The sequence below is a fragment of the Nonlabens sp. Asnod2-A12 genome (genome assembly GCF_045063745.1).
Classification (GTDB): Bacteria; Bacteroidota; Bacteroidia; order Flavobacteriales; family Flavobacteriaceae; genus Nonlabens; species Nonlabens xylanidelens.
On the sequence record NZ_JBEFOB010000003.1, the window covers coordinates 105498 to 123736 of the forward strand.

The window sequence follows — 18239 nt, forward strand, 5'->3', positions numbered from 1 at the left end:
AGATTGTTAAAAAATTTAAATATAAAAAGATGAGTAAAAAACTTAGATTAGGAATTAACGGATTCGGTCGTATAGGTCGTATCGTTTTTAGAGCTACATTAAAAAGAGAAAATGTAGAAGTAGTAGCTATCAATGACCTTGTAGATGTTGAGCAACTTGCATACTTACTTGAATATGATTCTGTACACGGTAAATACGGTGGTACAATAGAAATTAAAGATGGTAACCTAGTTATCGATGGTGTTGAAGTACGTGTTACTAGTGAGCGCGATCCTAAGAACCTTAAATGGAATGAAGTGGACGTAGATGTGGTTGCAGACTGTACAGGTATCTTTACAGATTTAGATAGCGCACAAGCTCACCTAGATGCTGGTGCAAAGAAGGTAGTAATATCTGCTCCATCAAAAACGGCTCCTATGTTTGTAATGGGTGTTAATGATTCTGAATTAACTGCAGACCATAAGATCGTTTCAAATGCATCTTGTACCACTAACTGTCTTGCGCCAATGGCAAAGATTCTTAATGACAACTTTGGTATCAAAGAAGCATTAATGACTACTATACACGCAGCTACAGCGACTCAACAAACTGTAGATTCACCTAGTAAGAAGAACTACCGTCTAGGACGTAGTGCTTTAAATAACATCATTCCTGCAACTACTGGTGCGGCTGTGGCAGTAACTAAGGTAATTCCAGAATTAGCTGGTAAATTAACTGGTATGGCTTTCCGTGTACCTGTAGTGGATGTGTCTGTTGTAGATCTTACTGTTAAGTTAGAAAAAGAAACTAGCATAGAAGAAATTAATGCTGCGTTTGAAAAAGCTTCTAAAGGTGATATGCAAGGTGTAGTAGGTTATACTACTGAGGCTGTTGTATCTCAAGACTTTGTAAGTGATGACCGCACAAGTATCTATGACGCAAGTGCTGCCATAGAGCTTAATCCTACTTTCTTTAAATTGGTAAGCTGGTATGATAACGAGTTTGGTTATTCTAACAAACTAGTTGACCTAGCAGAGAAAGTTAACTCTTTATAAAATAATTATCAAAGCTGTTAGGTAATCATCTAACAGCTTTTTTATTTTTACACAAAATTAAATATTACTTATGATCCTCATAACAGATAGTGGTTCTACTAAATGTGACTGGATAGCCATTAATAACGATGGTGAGCAGTTATTTAAAGTACGTACTCAAGGTTTAAATCCAGCTATTTTAACTGTTGAGCAACTACAAGAACGTATTCTGGCTAGTGATGAGCTAGTTGCTGTAAAAGAAAAGGTAGAAAGGGTTTACTTTTATGGAGCAGGATGTGGTACTGAAAAACCACGTGCTACACTAGAAGGTTTGCTACAGTCCTATTTTAATAAGGCAAGCGAGGTAGTCGTGAGAGAAGATACAGCTGCGGCCGTGTTTGCAGCGGTAGGAGACAAGCCTGGTATCGTTTGTATTCTAGGTACTGGATCTAACTGTTGTTATTCTGACGGTAAAAAAATCCATCAAAAGGTAGTATCTCTGGGATATACAATTATGGATGAGGCTAGTGGGAACTGGTATGGTAAAGAACTGATAAGAGATTACAGTTTTAAAAGAATGCCAGAAATTATTAGAGAGCGATTTGCAGCAAACTATAATCTAGAATGTGATTATATGAAACGCAATCTTTATAAAGAACCTAATCCTAATGCATTTCTAGCTTCTCATGCTGAGTTTATTTTTCAAAATCTAGACGAACCTTATATTAAAAAGGTATTACGTCGTGGTTTGAGAAAATTCTCTAGAAATATGATTCTTCAATTTCATGAAGAGATAAAACAGTATAAAGTTCACTTTGTAGGTAGTATAGCGCATTTTGCAGAGCGACGTATCAAACAAGTTGCAGACGAGTTTGATTATGAAGTAGGTAATATAGTACGTAGACCTATAGATGGTCTAGTAAAATACCATATCAATAAATTGAAAACAAAACAATAGTTTTCATACCTATTAAAAACAAAAGCCGTTTCTATTTTTAGAAACGGCTTTTGTTTTATAATGTATTGTAAATAGAGTGATTAGAAGAATTTAATAGACTCTATTTCTATTTTAAAATCACCTACTATTCCTTCGGCTACATAGAAATTATACCTAAGAATATGTTTTAAAACAGAAAGATCTACGTCATAATCTACTATTTCACCGAACTTTACATGTTGAAAATCTGCAATGGGAAAATGTACGGTGGTCCAGTTATCTGGTAAAGTATGTATCATGAAACCTATTTTTTCATGTTGCCATCCTTCATTGTATTCTATTTCAAATGCATAAGGACGTCCATCTGTCTTAAGTTTTATTTCTATAGAAGTGTACTGACTTAAATCTTGATCTATTTTATTAGACCTTATGCAGCTCCATGCACTATTGTTTATATTTCTTATGGTACCACTATAAGTAATGTGGTTATCATGCTGTTCTATTATACTAGAAGATTTACCTCCAGTTACTCGATCATCAAAGGGCAACCATTGATATCTCAATTGCTCCTTACCAAATGTAATCTCGGTAGGAACGATTTTATTAACTTTAATCATTCAGGGGAATTTAAAATTAGGGGTATGCAAAATTACTCCACAACTTCACGTTATACAAGTCTAACGTTTATAAATCATCAACATTGTATGTTCTAATCGTAAATTATCCTTAATAAACTAGGCCTTTTGTTCCATTATTAATAGTTCTTGGGTGGTGAGATCTTTAAAAAAATAAATAGAGTATTCCTTTTCATTCACTCTATATTCCATTAAAAAATCTAGATTTTTTAACTTTCTAAAATCTACATCATTTACACGCCATTGAGGATAACCGCCCATTAAAACAGGTGCAGTGGTAGGTTTAAAAGTTTCTTTAACCTTTTTGTAAAGTGTCCATGGATGGTTAGGTTCCATAGTGGTTATAGCTTTATGTATATCTGGGAATCTGTGAATTACTTCTTCCCAAATAGGAAGACTTTCTTGTTCTATTTTCTCAATATTAGACAGCTCTTGTTTTAAGGTATCAGGTAGATTTTCTTTTTTATGTACCACATAGTCATATTTCTTTTTATCATTAAAACCTTTAGTTAGATCTATGTATAAACTTATAGCTACATTTTCAAATAGATAGGTACCTGTGTATAAAAATGCTATTTCTTTTTTATTCTGTGGGATAGGATAAATATCAGCGAGAGGATAGGAGTCAAAGGACATGGTTTCCTTTTCTAAGGCATATGCTTTTAAAACATGAGGTTTCAATGTATTTACTACAGTTTCTATCTCTAAAGCAGTAATCTCGGTATGTTCTTTTTTACTAGCCATTAAGTTTTCATAATACCTAATGGGTTTACCTAATAATTTTTCTAAATATTTAAACATAGTGATCTGCTTTAAGAGGTTTAAAACTAAAAAAAGCGCTGATGTAAATCAGCGCTTTTTGAAACATTTTTAATAAATATTACTCGTTTTCTTCTGAAGCTTCACTTTCGTTAGCTTTTTCTGCCGCTTCAGCTTCAGCAGCTGCGGCTGCTTCTTCTTCCTGTTTTACCATTTGTCTTTGAAGAATGTTCAATTGCTTTTGCTTTTCTTTGATAACATCTAGTTCTTTAGAAAGCTCTGCAATGTTTTTCTTAGTTTGAACTAAGAATGGATTCTTATCATCCTTTGCGTTGATAAACTGCAGGTTGTTATCCAGTTGTCTAACTTCATCCTGTATTTCATCACGTCTTTTCTTCAGGTAAAAACGCTCGTTTTTGAAATCATTTGCATCACCATTTTCTAGACTAGCTAGTTTATTTTGATACTTCAACATTTCAGCATCTACAGCATTTAAGCCGGCAGCTTTTAACTTTGCATGAAGCAGTTTTTCAAACTTTTCTTGAATCATGCGTTTGTTATAAGGTACACGACCTATAGCAGCCCATTGCGACATGTGTTGCTCAACATCTGCAAGCATTGCTTTTTTATCATCTTGAGGAATCATTTCTTTTAATGCATCATAGACTTTCATCTTTGCATCAAAGTTCTCAAGCTCTTCTTTACTGTCCTCTTTCTTTTGAGCACTTTTCTTATCAAAGAACCCATTACATGCCTTTTGAAAACGTTTCCAGATTTTATCACTGTCTTTTCTAGGGACATGACCTATTTGTTTCCACTCTGCCTGTATACGCTTCATGATTTGAAGTCCTTCAGCAAAATTCTCGTTATCTTGATGCTCTTCAGCGATCGCGATTAACTTCATTTTTGCGTCTAGATTATCTTGTTGCTCTTTCTTAAGACCTTTATAGAAATCATTTTTTGCTTTATTGAATTCTCTAGTACCGTTTCTAAACTGGTTCCATAATTCATTATTTACCGCTTTAGGTGCAGGACCTGTTTTAGTAAATAATTCTCTTAAAACATTAATTTCTTCTAGTCTGTCCTGCCATTCTTTATGATTTTTGGCACCTTGGTGCGTAATCTTCTGAATTTCGGCAACGATATTCTCTTTTACTAGTTGGTTTTGAGCACTCATTTTATCACGCTCTTCATAATAAGCTTGTCTCTTATCATGAATAATTTTTGTAGCAGCGCTGAATTCGTCCCATATAGGGTCACGCTCTTCCTTTGCAACAGGGCCTGCATCTTCTTTCCACATGCGGTGTAACTCTTGTAACTCTCTAAGTGCTTTGTGTATATTTTCTTCGGCACCTAATTCTACAGCACGAGCTATAATTTTCTTTCTGAAATCAAGATTACGTTCAAAATCTTTATCTCTTAACTCTTTACTTAGATCTATGTAATCATAGAAATTTTGAGTAGCAAGTCTGTAATCTTCCCAAGTAATGTTATAAGCATCGTGTGGTATGTTACCAGTAGCTTTCCATTCATCTTGATAATTATGGAACTTTTTAAATGTAGTCCCTATGTTTTCTTCTTGGTTGATCAATTGCTTGATTCCTTCAATGATCTGGCGACGCTTCTCAAGGTTATCTTCTTGCTGCTTGCGCTTATCTCTTTGAAATTGACCTTTTTGTTTTCTATATAAAGAATGCAGCTCATAAAATTGAGTTGCTAGTTCATTTTTGTATTCAAATACAGGTGCAGGCTCGTCTTCTACAGGAGGATTTTCTTCTGTAAATTTTGCTAGCGCTTCTTTTTTTGCATCAGCATCTGCAGTTTCAAATGCTTTTTTGATATCATCAGCTTGTGTTCTAAAACTGTTGATAGGGTATTCCTGCATTAACTCTCTAAGCTCTGCGATAAGAGCTGGCATTTCCATTGCATTATAATCCTTTTCAGGAATTTCTTTTATACTATCATCTTGTGGCTCGTTATCATCATCTTCATCCACTTCTACGATAGGATCTGTCGTGTTTGCAACAGTATCTTTTTCTTCTACAATAGCATCTTCATGAGTAGTAGAGACATCTTCTACCTTTTCTTCTACTTTATTACTACCTTCTTTAACAGGCTCGTCATTTAAACCGTCACTGTCTGTTGTTTCTTGACCTTCAAGTGTTTGCTTAGGCGTGGTAGATTCTTCTACCATTGCATTTTCAAGAGAATCTTGTGCTTCCATATGTACATTATCCATTTCTGGTTGGTTTCCGTCTGCGTTGTGCAGGTTGTCATTCTTATCCATTATCTATTTTTTAATAGTAGTGGCAAGATAAATAGATTTTCTTGAACCACAATTCTATAGCTGTTTACTTATTCCATAGTTCCCAAGCTTTTTCTGCTTGGTGAACTAACATTTGATATCCATTAGTCACTCGAGCCCCTTTTTGCTGTCCCAATTTCATAAACATGGTTAAAGCAGGGTTGTACACCAGATCATAAAGAACGTGAGATTCATTAAGATATTCATAAGGAATATTAGGTCTTAATTCTACATCTGGCGTCACACCTAGTGGTGTGGTGTTTACTATTAGACTTACCATTTCCATAACTTCTTTAGTAATAGATTTATAATCTATAGTAAATTCGTCTTTTGGGTCTCTACTCACAAAAAGATATGGTACTTGTAACGCCTCTAGAGTATAGGCTATTGCCTTAGAGGCACCGCCAGTTCCTAAAATCAGAGCATTTTTTTGTATAGGTAGAAAAGGTTCTAGACTTTTACCAAATCCATAACAGTCTGTATTATGACCAGTCCATACGTTATCTTCTATAGTGATAGTATTTATGGCGCCTATTGTCTTTGCCTCGTCACTTAGCACATCTACCACTTCTAGCATGTCTTCTTTATAAGGAATAGTCACATTGAGACCTCTTATAATTTCAGATTTGCCATTTGTGGTGCGAGATTCTTTGTTGTAGGTTACGCTTTCGCGAAAGCGAGACAGCAAAAACTCTCTACTCATTTCAAAATTTCTATAATGATGATCATCTAGTTTTAAATTCTCAAATTTTTCTGAGAAGTAGGCGCGTGAAAAACTGTAATCCAGTCGTTCTCCTACTAATCCAAAAACACTAGATGGGATTTGCTTTATTTCCATAACGGTCTAATATGTATACACTTAAAAACCCTATTATAACCATTATTATGGCTATCCAGGTTTGAGTTTCATTAATTTCTGGCCAGTAACGGCTGTAGTTTTCTAATATTTTTTCACCACTAGCATCTATGGCTATACTGCCAGAGTTAGTGAGCTGATATATTTCTTTTTTCCATGGCCATACTACGCCCAAAGATCCTGCTATAAAACCTATAATCATGGCATTAGTCTCATTGCGATAGTGTTTAATAGTCCAGCCTAAAAGATGGGAAAGGCTTATAAGGCCTACTATAGAACCTAGAACAAATGAGGTAAGTATAGCCAGCATATCCATGTGTGCTGTGTTATACCACCATGAAAAATCACCTTGTACAACAGCGACCATAGTGTCAAAAAAGGTGTTGATGCTGTCTACTAATAATAAGACATAATTGCCTAATAAAATTAGTATAAAGCTACCACTGAGGCCAGGTAGAGTCATCCCAGAAATACTCACCATACCGCAAAAGAAAACAAATATAAGATTGGGGTTTTCTCTAGCTGGGTCGAGTAGGGAAGTGCCTACACCTATGGCTATACCTATTATAAGAATGATTACATTATTGCGTGTCCACTCTCCATAACTTCTAGATATATAATAAATAGAGCCTAAAATCATACCGAAGAAAGTAGCCCATACGAGTATAGGATAATACTGTATCAATAGATCAAAACCTTTACTTACGGTAAAATAGCTTAGTGCTTCTCCTAAAATTAATAGAGTGAGAAAACGACCATTTATATAATGGAAGAATGTCGCATACCTTCCAGAAATAAGTAATTTAAAAGCTTTGAGATTGAGTTTTTGAAGAGAGTAGATAAATTCTTCATAAAAACCACCTACATAAGCTACTACACCACCGCTTATACCAGGAACCTTATTTGCGGTTCCCATGGCTACTCCTTTTAGAATAAGGAATAGTTTATCGGTAAAGCTTCTCGTGGATTGTCTCAATTAGTCCGTTTTTTTATGAGCCCATTTTTCTAGGGCAAGTATCAATAAAAAGCCAGTGATGGTAAGTAAAATTACATATAATATTTGTGGATCGCCATTAAATGAAGAAGGTGATATGCTTTTTTCTAAAAATGGTACTTCTACACCATGACTATCTATACGTGTCTTAATGACTTGTTTCCAAGGCCATAATTTATTTAAAGAACCTATCATAAAACCAGTAAGTAAGGCTAGAGTTAGGTTCTTCTGATTTTCAAATAGCCAGGTTAGTATTCTAGAAAAGACTTTTAATCCTACTATACAACCTATGGCAAATAGAAATAAATTTACAAAATAATCCCATGCCGCGTTCCAGTCTCCAGCAAGAATAGCTTCTAGAAAGCCAGATATAGAGCCTAAAACGGTTTTATAACTACCTAATAGTAATAAAAGAAATGCACCAGAGACTCCAGGTAAAATCATAGCTATAATGGCTATGAAACCAGAAAAGATAATATACCACCAGCTATCTGGAGATCCTAAAGGCTCTGCAACGGTGATGTAATAAGAAATCGCGGTACCTATAATGATAGCTATTAACGCGGTTATGTTCCACTTAGTAATTTGTTTACCTATATATAGCACACTTGCAAGTACAAGTCCAAAGAAAAATGCCCAAACTAATACAGGATAGGTGTGTAGTAAGTAAGTGATAAGCTTAGAAAGGCTCAATATACTTATGGCTATACCTGCGAGAAGACTCAATAAAAAGCCGAGATTGTATTTTACAAAGGTGTTCTTAATTCCTACTTTAAAGAGATCTTTAAACACATTAAAATCGAGTCCATCTATAGTTTTTATTAACTCTTCATAGATCCCTGTTATAAACGCTATGGTACCACCAGATACTCCTGGAACAACATCTGCCGCGCCCATGAGTAGTCCTTTTAATACGGTAGTGATATTTTTATTTAAAGACATAATGGTTGTTTAAAATGAAATCCCAAGTTTTGACGCTTGGGATTTAAAATAGTTATATAAGAAAGAACGGTTTATCTATGGATAGTTTGTGTTCTATCTGGACCTACACTTACTACTTTGATAGGAATTTCTAATTCTTTTTCTAAGAAGGCTATGTAGTCGTTTAATTCTTTAGGAAACTGAGAAGGTTCTCTCATTTTAGTAAGATCTTCTTTCCAGCATTCAAACTCAGAATAAATAGGTTTTACATTTTCTGGTTCTATGTTATAAGGTAAGTGATCGATTACTTCTCCTTTATATTCATAAGCCGTACAGATTTTAAGTTTATCAAAACCAGAAAGTACGTCACCCTTCATCATCATTAATTGAGTTACCCCATTTACTTGACAAGTGTATTTAAGAGCTACAAGATCTAACCATCCACATCTACGTGCACGACCAGTTACAGCGCCAAATTCATGACCTACCTTTGCCATTTCTGCACCTACTTCATCAAAAAGCTCTGTAGGGAATGGTCCACTACCTACACGAGTTGTGTATGCTTTAAAGATTCCATAAACTTCACCTATTTGATTAGGTGCAACACCTAGACCAGTACATGCTCCAGCAGCAGTGGTGTTAGAAGATGTTACAAATGGATATGTTCCAAAATCTATGTCTAATAAAGATCCTTGAGCACCTTCGGCAAGAATAGTTTTACCATTCTTTTGTGCTTTTTGTAAATACTCTTCAGAATCTATGAAGGTAAGTTCTTTAAGCAATTCTACTGCTTTAAAGAATTCTTCTTCCATCTCTACAAGATTGTATTGAATATCTACGTTGTGAAAAGCGATAAGTTCTTCATGCTTGTTAGCAAGAGCTCTGTATTTTTCTTTCCAGCTGTCTAGTTCTAGATCACCTATTCTAATACCGTTACGACCAGTCTTATCCATATAAGTAGGACCTATTCCTTTAAGAGTAGAACCTATTTTTGCTTTTCCTTTAGATGCTTCAGATGCTGCATCTAGTAAACGGTGTGTAGGCAAGATGATGTGAGCTTTTCTTGAAATAATCAATTTACTCTTGATATCTAAATCAAATTGTTTTAACCCATCTAGTTCTTGTATAAAAACTACAGGGTCTATAACCACACCATTTCCTATCACATTAGTAGATTTCTCATGAAAAATACCTGAAGGAATAGTTCTTAATACGTGCTTAATACCGTCAAATTCTAGTGTGTGCCCAGCGTTTGGACCACCTTGGAATCTTGCAATAATGTCATAATTAGAAGTTAGAACATCTACAATTTTACCTTTTCCCTCGTCGCCCCATTGAAGACCGAGCAATAAATCTACTGCCATTTTTACTGTTTTTCAGTTGTGTTTTTAACGCCGTAAAAGTATAAAGAATGATTGGTAATCTTTACATTAAATACCTCTTCAATTGTCTTTTTTATCGACTCTATTCTTGGATCGCAAAATTCGATCACTTCACTAGTATCTGTAAGAATTAAATGATCGTGCTGTCTGTCAAAATATGACTTCTCATAATGAGATTGATTTTGACCAAATTGATGCCTTCTTACCAGTTTACTCTCTAATAATAATTCTATGGTATTGTAAAGAGTAGCGCGGCTTACACGGTAGTTTTGTTCTTTCATTTTACCGTATAATGACTCTACATCAAAGTGCTCTTCACTAGCATAAATCTCGTCTAGAATCGCATAACGTTCTGGTGTCTTGCGATGCTTGTTTTCACTTAGAAATTGAGTAAAAACATTCCTTACTATTTCCTGTTCTTTTTCCAGTGTGTTAATAATTTCACTCATATTTTATGATCTGGTTACCTTATCGATACCATTTATTTTATTTATGTTTTGTATAAGAGACGTAAGTAAATTCTTGTTAGGAACTACTACGGTGATTTCTCCTGTAAATATGCCATGATTACTATTAAAAGAAATGTTTCTAATATTTACATGCATACTCTCTGAGATGAGCTTGGTAATTTCTTGTACCAGTCCCATTCTATCTATACCTGTTAATTTTAACTCTGCTTTATATTCTCTTTGAGTAGAATCTATCCATTTTGCACTGATAATTCTGTAAGCAAATTTACTTTGCAAACTTATAGCATTAGGACAGTTATTCTTATGTACTTTTATCCCTTCACTTACTGTTGTGAAACCAAAAACAGAATCGCCAGGAATAGGGTTACAACACTTTGATAAGGTGTAATCTAGTGTAGCACCTTCTTTCCCAAAGACTAGAGCATCATAATTCTCTGTTACTTCTTCTTTATTAAGGTCAGGATTTTCTTTTGGTTTTCTAATCTTATTTTTAAGAAAGGAGTAAAGAGCATTGCTGCGGCTACTCGCATATTCTTTGATAGCTTTGTTATCTATCGTTCCATTTCCAACTCTGTAAAAAAGATCGTGACTGGTTTTTAACTTAAAGAAAGTAACCATCTGGTTCACACTAGTCTCATCTAGGTTGATTTTCTGAGATTTTAATTTTCTTGCTAAAATCTCTTTACCATCTGCCGCGATAAGCTTTTGATCTTCTTTAAGAGCACCTTTTATTTTTGCCCTAGCTCTTGCTGTTGTGGCATAGTCTAGCCAGTTCTTTGTAGGTTTTTGATTTTCGGACGTGATAATATCTACTTGATCACCACTCTTTAATTCATGCGATAGTGGAACTAATTTACCATTAACACGTGCACCACGAGTGTGCAAGCCTACTTCTGTGTGTATAGAAAAAGCAAAGTCTAGTGGTGTAGAATTTTTAGGTAATGACTTTAATTCTCCCTTTGGGGTAAAGACAAATATCTCTTTACTGTAAAGATTCAATTTAAATTGTTCTACAAAATCTACTGCATTGCCATCTTGATTTTCTAGAGCTTCTTGCAGTCTGTTTAACCACTCTTCTAGACCGTCTTCTTTACTACCTTGTTTATATTTATAATGTGCAGCATAACCTTTTTCGGCTATTTCATGCATGCGCTCAGATCTTATTTGTACTTCTACCCATCTTCCATCAGGTCCCATTACAGTGATGTGTAATGCCTCATAACCTGTAGATTTAGGAGAACTTATCCAGTCTCTTAATCGTACCGGATTAGGTGTAAAGTGGTCTGTAACTACAGAGTATATTTTCCATGCAAGAAACTTCTCGTTTGCACGATCACTTCTAAAAATGATACGTACCGCAAACTTATCGTACACCTCGTCAAAGGTGACTCCTTGTTTCAACATCTTACGACGTATGGAAAAAACAGATTTAGGTCTACCAGAAATACGGTATTCTAGACCTTCTCTTTGTAAACTGTCATCTATAACGTGACTAAAATCTTCTATATATGCTTTTTGTTCTTCTTTACTCTCTACTATCGATTTTTGAATATCATTAAAAACCTCTGGTTCTGTATATTTTAAACCTAGATCTTCTAATTCTGTTTTAATATTATATAAACCTAGTCTGTGAGCAATAGGAGCGTAGATGTATAAAGTCTCACTAGCTATTTTAACCTGTTTATAATCAGGCATGCTGTCCATAGTCTGCATGTTGTGCAGCCTGTCAGCTATCTTAATAATAATAACACGTATGTCATCATTAAGAGTAAGCAACATCTTACGGAAATTTTCTGCCTGTTGCGATATATCTGCATCTTTCTTAAGGTGCGCTATTTTAGTAAGTCCGTCTACTATACGTGCTATGGTCTCACCAAATAGTTGTTCAATATCAGATAACGTGTACTTTGTATCTTCTACAACGTCGTGTAGTAACGCTGCAGCGATAGCAGTGGCATCTAGACCTATCTGTTTTGCAACTATTTTTGCAACCGCAATAGGGTGAAAGATATAGGCCTCTCCAGATTTACGGCGCTGTGGTGCGTGTGCTTCCACCGCGATGTCAAAAGCCTTTCTAATCAGCTTTTTATCTTCATCGGTGAGCATTTGATAACTTATCTTTAATAGGTCTTTATAACCTTTAGCTATCTGCTTGTTTTCTTCTTTAATCTCGACATCAGTCATATATAGTAAAGTTAAGCTACTTTGTGGATATGAGCAATTATTTTATGCTTTCTAGATAGGTATTTTTATTCCGCTTTCGCGAAAGCGGAACCGACATACTATTTATCTTATTTATAAACAGCTATCAGCACACCAAAATTACCATCCATTTGTTTTATGTTGTTATCTAAGTCGTAAACTCGTGACACATATCCATCTAGATACAAAGCATTTTTACAATTTTGTTTTTTAAAAAATGTAGCCAGGTCATAAAAGTTTATTTTTTCCTTAGAAAGAGCAAAAAGCAATTTGCCATCTGGTAAAATACCTACTGCATTGCGTATATGAACATTTTTTGAACCTTCATTAAATGCGTCATGTATTTTTCCATCTATCACAAGCATGGGACCAGATTGTGTGGCATATTTTAAATCTTCTATTTGAATAGCGGTGCTGCTTTGTATAATTGCCTTACCATTTTTTTGAATCCCAAAAACTCCATTAGGTTGAAGATAAAAGTTACCAAAGGCTTTTTGAACAGTGTCGAGTGCTTTAATAATGCGACCGTTTTCAATGTACAAACCTTGCGGTGAGTGGTCTTTTAGGTACATACCGCCATTCATGGCATAATTGAGTTTTTGATCTTTAAGTTTTAAGTGCTTTTCAAGATTGGTAAAAGTGTTGATCTTGTTTCCATTATCATCTTTCCAGTAAAAGGCTAGATTTTCATTATCTGGGTCTACTGTTTTTAAATGGAATCTAGGATCTTTTATGGTTAGCTCTTCTTTTTCTTGGGCACAAGAGTGTAATAGTAGGGTAAGACTTAGAATTAAAATGAAGTAGTTCGTTTTCATATCACAAGATCGAGGTTCTAAATTTATAAGAAAAATCTGCCAAATGGTAGAGCATTTCTTAGATTTTTGTTAAGCTTTTAACATGTCAAATTATAGATGAGATTTATGCTCTATTTTGTCATCCAATTAAACTTTACCCTATACAAATGAAAAGAACTATTATTACTAGTATGTTGCTATCGCTCGTTTTATTATCGAGTAGTTGTAAAACGACTAGAGATGCTGTTGCTGCAAAAAGTAAACCATCTACCGAAAAAAGTAGTAAGAAGAAGCCTAAGTTTAAATCGTATTCTAAAGTTATTACGAGCGATGCCATTACTGATGACGGTTTATTTAAAACGCACCAAGTAGATGAAGATTTTTTCTATGAGATCCCAACTGACTTATTAGAAAAAGACATGTTATGGGTTACTCGTATTGCACAAATTCCTTCTAACTTAGGTGGTGGTTATATGAATGCCGGTAGTAAAACTAACCAGCAGGTGGTGTCATGGCAGCGTTTTCAAGATAAGATTTTACTTAAAGTCAAGTCTTATTCTGAAGTTGCACTAGATGAAACTGCGGCGATTAACAACTCGGTTAAGGTTAATAATTATGAGCCTACTATGTATGCGTTTGATATACAGGCTTTCAGTAAAGATTCTACAGCTGTAGTAGTTAATGTGACTAAGTTTTTCAATTCTGATGTGCCATCTATAAGTGGTTTAAGTCCTAGATTGAGAAAACAATATAAAGTAAGAAGCCTGGATAAGAGCAGGAGTTTTATTAATTCGGTTAAATCATTTCCAGAAAATATAGAGGTAAAGCAAGATTTTACATTCACAGCTTCAGAGCCGCCATCTAATGGATCTGTAGGTTCTATAAGTATGCAAGTAAATCAATCTATGATTTTATTGCCAGAAGTAGCAATGCAGCCTAGATTATATGATCCTAGGGTAGGTTTCTTTACGGTAGGGCAAATAGATTACTCTAGCAAGGCTCTTAAAGCAGACGAGAAAACATACATACGTAGATGGAGACTAGAACCTAAAGACCCAGAGGCTTATGCTCGTGGTGAGTTAGTAGAACCTATTAAACCTATCGTTTATTATCTAGATCCTGGTACTCCAGAGAATCTTAAGGAATATATTAAACAAGGTATTGAAGACTGGCAGAAACCATTTGAAACTGCAGGATTTAAGAATGCTATTATAGCAAAAGATGCACCTACACTTGAGGAAGATCCTGAATTTAGCCCAGAAGACATACGTTACTCTGTAGTGCGTTATGTAGCAAGTACAACGCGTAATGCGGTAGGACCATCTGTAAGTGACCCACGTAGTGGTGAGATAATAGAGAGTGATATTATATGGTACCACAACCATTTAAGATCTTATAGAAATAGATATTTACTAGAAACTGGTGCTGCAAACCCAAGTGCAAGAACACTGGATACAGATGCTAAGGAAATAGGAGAGATGATGCGCCAGGTAATAGCGCATGAAGTAGGTCACGCACTAGGTTTTCCTCATAACATGGCAGCTAGTTATGCTTATGATGTAGAAGACTATAGAGATGGTGAGTTTACTCAAAAGAACGGTATCGCAGCAAGTCTTATGGATTATGCACGTTATAATTATATCGCACAACCAGGTGATAAGAACATAAGATTTGTGCGCCAGATGGGACCTTATGATCATTATGCAGCAAACTGGGGTTATAGAGTTATACCTAACGCAACGTCTCCAGAACAAGAAACGGCAACGTTAAATAGCTGGATTATGGAAAAGGCAAACGATCCTGTGTATAAATTTGGTCGTCAGAGCAGTAGATTTGATCCACAATCACAGACTGAAGCTATAGGTAATGATCCTATTAAAGCGAGTACTTATGGTGTGAAAAACTTAAAATATGTAGCTTTAAATTTACCGCAATGGACATCACAAAAAACTGATAACTATGACGACCTGGAAGAGCTTTACAGAGAGCTTTTAGGTGTGTACTCTAGATATGTGGGGCATGTTGTGACTAATGTAGGTGGTGTAAATGAAGATCTTAAAAAACCTACACAATCAGGTGCAGTGTACAGCACAGTAGATAAGAAAACTCAAAAAGAGTCTGTAGAGTGGATTAAAAATAATGTGATAGAAACACCTACGTGGTTAGTAGATAAGAAAATCGTTCAAAACATAAATCCAGATGGATATTTTGATGTACTTAGGTCTGTACAAGTAAGACATTTAAATAGTCTTTTGAGCCATGATCGTATAGGTAGATTGATCAACTCTGAGACTGTAGATACAGATTATTACAGCGCACTAGATATGTTACAAGATGTAAGAAAAGCAGTGTTTTCTAGTTCTAAAGTAGATATTTATAAGAGAAATATTCAAAGAGCATACGTAGATAGACTGAACTATTTAATGACAGAAACGCCTAGACGTTCTACGTATAATGTAGCGCAAAGCGATGTGAGAGCGCTAGTAAGAGGAGAGCTTAAAGCATTACAGTCTACATTGCGTAGCAAAAGAAATGCTTCGTCGAGCAAGGTAAACCGTTACCACTATGAAGATTTATTAGCTCGTGTAGATTTAATTTTGAATCCTAGATAGAGATAAAAACTTATTTTATTATTTAAAAAGCAATCTGAGAAGGTTGCTTTTTTTTGTGTTCCGCTTTCGCGAAAGCGGAATAAATATCTATTTAACGAGATACTTTTTTAGTATTGATATAATGAAAAGCATAAGAGGCTATAAAACCAATGAGTGCAAATATGGAAAGCATTAAAAAAACCTTTTGAAAACCGAGTTCTCCAGGAGAATTATCTATTAAAATCCCCATGATAGGGCCCATAAATATATCTGGAGTAAATCCTACTATAGACATTAAACCTACTGCAGTACCTGTGACTGCCATAGGTATCTTACCTTCTTGTATAGCAGAGAAATATAGGGTTCTAAAGGCATAAACACCGGTTGCAACGGTGATAATGGTAAAACCAAATAGGAGCGTGGTATGAGGTTCTATCTGACCAGAAGCAAATATTAAAGCGCCTAAAATGGTTATGGCAAAGCTTATTATCATCATAAAGGAAGAACGAGTTTTATCTGCCAGTAAACCTATGATAATTCCTATAATAATACGTATACCTAAGAGGTTACTACCTATAGCAGCAGACTCTGTTTCACTATATCCCATGACCTCGTTTGCATATTGTGAGTATATGTCGGTAATTTTATAACCTGTGTAAGCACATAGAATAATGACCATTAATAACCATACCGATGGGATTTTTAATACGGCTATATAATTTTTAAGAATTTGTCTATTAGATATCTTAGGAGATCGTGCGGTATCGCTATCATTATCTTTTAAAATAATCATTAATAAAATAGCTATTAGTGCGACAATTATAGAAGTTATAATGACTACATATTGATATGCGCTTTTACGTTCTAATAGACTTGCGGTTTCTGTTCCATCTATAAAAAGAATGGAGAATATAATTATACCTAGCCAGCCGAATGCAAAGGAGACTAAACCACGACCACCATCTAGCAGTCCAAAAGCTAGTCCTTGTCTAGATGTACCACCCCAGACTCTAGTTGCTTTAATCATAGCTGCCCAGAATAAAAATATAGTGGTAAATCCCCAATATCCATAAAGTATGCTGAGTCCTAAATAGGAAGGATAAGTAGACATATAAATACCGCCTAGTGAGGTAAGGAGTAAAGAAATAGCCATGAGATAACGCGGCTGGTACTTATCTGCAAGGCTACCACCTATAAGATAGGATACAAATGCTACTATACCGTATATAGAGAAACAGGCTCCTAGTTCTAGGTTAGTGAGTTCAAAAACATCTAAGACGGTAGGCCTAAAAATACGTGCTAGTACAAAAGGAAGTATAAAGTTAGCTTCTCCTGCTAGAATGAGGAGAATGATATTAATTAATTTTTGTCCTTTACTTAAAATATGAATTCTATTTAGGGTAAATGTAATAAATAGTTATCACAGAAAATAGGGCACAAAAAAGGCTACTCATTACAAGTAGCCTTTTTTAAATGGATAATGTGTTCTTATAAAGTAAATGACTTATAAAAAGTATTTCCTGAAGATTTCATTATGATAAAGTAATCTCCTTTTTTATCTGGAGATAATTGAAATATACGCTTTAAATTAGAAGAGTTAGAAATCGCTTCTTGATGTATCAACTCATCGTTGTAATATATGTTTACATCAAGGACTTCGTCATTAGAGGCTAGTTGAGATATAAATAATTGATTTTCTCTAGCAACTGCTACAGGCTTATAAAAAGTGTTTTCTACAGAGAATTTTACAATACCATTTGTTACATTAAAAGATTTAGTAAGGATCTCACAGTCTTTATTTAATTCAATACTATAAGTACCGTTTTCTAAAGTAGTTAAATCAAACTGTTGTGTGTAATTACCGTTTTCTTTAATCTTCTCACTATATAAAGTAATATCAGCTGCATCTTTAATAGTCAGTTGATGTCCTTTTTTCACGTCGTTAAATTGTACTACAGTAACACTTTTAGGTGGTACGATAGATGTTGCGTTTGCTGCATAGCCTGTTAACACGGTTAACATAAGTGCTATAAATAATAGGTTTTTCATTGCTTTCATCTTGTTAATATTTTAATGATGATTTACATGACAAATGTAGAACAGTATGCAAGTTTAGAAAACATCGTATTTGATCTAATTATATGCTATATTAACTTTATTAAAATATCTATAACGATATAGTGTGAATATAGTGTAATTATGGAACTGAAATCCATTTTTTTTAATGTTTAAATTGATAGTTTTATTCATTATTTTCTTAGAAAAAATCTTAATTATTTACGGTAAGATTAAGGTGTGTTTCTATTTAATAATGGAGAAATAAGGAAGGTGGATAAAGTGAAAGATGAACTATTATATATATAGCTAAAAGAGCTAGCTC

At 34.7% G+C, this 18239-nt stretch carries 15 protein-coding genes; 3 read left to right on the forward strand and 12 right to left on the reverse strand.

Translation table 11 applies throughout. From position 1 onward, the window contains the following. Window positions 1-29: 29 nt before the first annotated feature. Window positions 30-1034 carry a type I glyceraldehyde-3-phosphate dehydrogenase gene (gene gap, locus ACJJVJ_RS00550; RefSeq protein ID WP_104515911.1) on the forward strand — a complete coding sequence of 335 codons (1005 nt, stop codon included), beginning with the start codon at window positions 30-32 and terminating at the stop codon, window positions 1032-1034. A 70-nt stretch (window positions 1035-1104) separates the two neighbouring features. After that, window positions 1105-1971, forward strand: coding sequence for an N-acetylglucosamine kinase (locus ACJJVJ_RS00555; protein ID WP_104515912.1), 867 nt, complete (start codon window positions 1105-1107; stop codon window positions 1969-1971). 80 nt (window positions 1972-2051) lie between these two features. On the opposite strand, the gene ACJJVJ_RS00560 is transcribed toward ACJJVJ_RS00555, so the two are convergent. From ACJJVJ_RS00560 to ACJJVJ_RS00605, 10 genes are all read right to left on the reverse strand, one after another. After that, a complete protein-coding gene (locus ACJJVJ_RS00560) occupies window positions 2052-2567 on the reverse strand; it encodes a CIA30 family protein (protein WP_104515913.1) in 516 nt (171 codons plus the stop codon). A 117-nt stretch (window positions 2568-2684) separates the two neighbouring features. Next, entirely contained in the window at window positions 2685-3386 is a 702-nt protein-coding gene (locus ACJJVJ_RS00565) for a hypothetical protein (protein WP_405368200.1), read from the reverse strand. 79 nt (window positions 3387-3465) lie between these two features. Next, window positions 3466-5631 carry a DUF349 domain-containing protein gene (locus ACJJVJ_RS00570; protein ID WP_405368201.1) on the reverse strand — a complete coding sequence of 722 codons (2166 nt, stop codon included), beginning with the start codon at window positions 5629-5631 and terminating at the stop codon, window positions 3466-3468. Between the two features lie 64 nt (window positions 5632-5695). Continuing rightward, on the reverse strand, window positions 5696-6487 hold the full coding sequence (locus ACJJVJ_RS00575) for a shikimate dehydrogenase family protein (RefSeq protein WP_405368202.1): 792 nt from the start codon (window positions 6485-6487) through the stop codon (window positions 5696-5698). Then, window positions 6462-7481 (reverse strand): DUF368 domain-containing protein, encoded by a 1020-nt coding sequence (locus ACJJVJ_RS00580; protein WP_405368203.1) that lies wholly within the window; start codon window positions 7479-7481, stop codon window positions 6462-6464. The genes ACJJVJ_RS00575 and ACJJVJ_RS00580 overlap by 26 nt, the downstream gene beginning before the upstream one ends. Continuing rightward, window positions 7482-8441: a DUF368 domain-containing protein gene (locus ACJJVJ_RS00585; protein ID WP_405368204.1), complete on the reverse strand. Its 960-nt coding sequence runs from the start codon at window positions 8439-8441 to the stop codon at window positions 7482-7484. A gap of 71 nt (window positions 8442-8512) precedes the next feature. Next, entirely contained in the window at window positions 8513-9784 is a 1272-nt protein-coding gene (locus ACJJVJ_RS00590) for an adenylosuccinate synthase (RefSeq protein WP_104515919.1), read from the reverse strand. A 2-nt stretch (window positions 9785-9786) separates the two neighbouring features. Next, complete coding sequence (locus tag ACJJVJ_RS00595) at window positions 9787-10251, reverse strand: Fur family transcriptional regulator (RefSeq protein WP_104515920.1); 465 nt, start codon at window positions 10249-10251, stop codon at window positions 9787-9789. A gap of 3 nt (window positions 10252-10254) precedes the next feature. Beyond that, a complete protein-coding gene (locus tag ACJJVJ_RS00600) occupies window positions 10255-12456 on the reverse strand; it encodes a bifunctional (p)ppGpp synthetase/guanosine-3',5'-bis(diphosphate) 3'-pyrophosphohydrolase (protein ID WP_104515921.1) in 2202 nt (733 codons plus the stop codon). A 107-nt stretch (window positions 12457-12563) separates the two neighbouring features. Beyond that, window positions 12564-13289 (reverse strand): phosphodiester glycosidase family protein, encoded by a 726-nt coding sequence (locus tag ACJJVJ_RS00605; protein WP_405368206.1) that lies wholly within the window; start codon window positions 13287-13289, stop codon window positions 12564-12566. 146 nt (window positions 13290-13435) lie between these two features. Here ACJJVJ_RS00605 and ACJJVJ_RS00610 point away from each other — a divergent pair, with 146 nt between their 5' ends. Beyond that, window positions 13436-15880, forward strand: coding sequence for a zinc-dependent metalloprotease (locus tag ACJJVJ_RS00610; protein ID WP_405368208.1), 2445 nt, complete (start codon window positions 13436-13438; stop codon window positions 15878-15880). 91 nt (window positions 15881-15971) lie between these two features. Here the strand turns inward: ACJJVJ_RS00610 and ACJJVJ_RS00615 are convergent, their stop codons facing one another. Continuing rightward, on the reverse strand, window positions 15972-17270 hold the full coding sequence (locus ACJJVJ_RS00615) for a nitrate/nitrite transporter (RefSeq protein WP_405371220.1): 1299 nt from the start codon (window positions 17268-17270) through the stop codon (window positions 15972-15974). 77 nt (window positions 17271-17347) lie between these two features. Continuing rightward, window positions 17348-17908: a hypothetical protein gene (locus ACJJVJ_RS00620; RefSeq protein ID WP_405368210.1), complete on the reverse strand. Its 561-nt coding sequence runs from the start codon at window positions 17906-17908 to the stop codon at window positions 17348-17350. Between the last annotated feature and the right edge of the window lie 331 nt (window positions 17909-18239).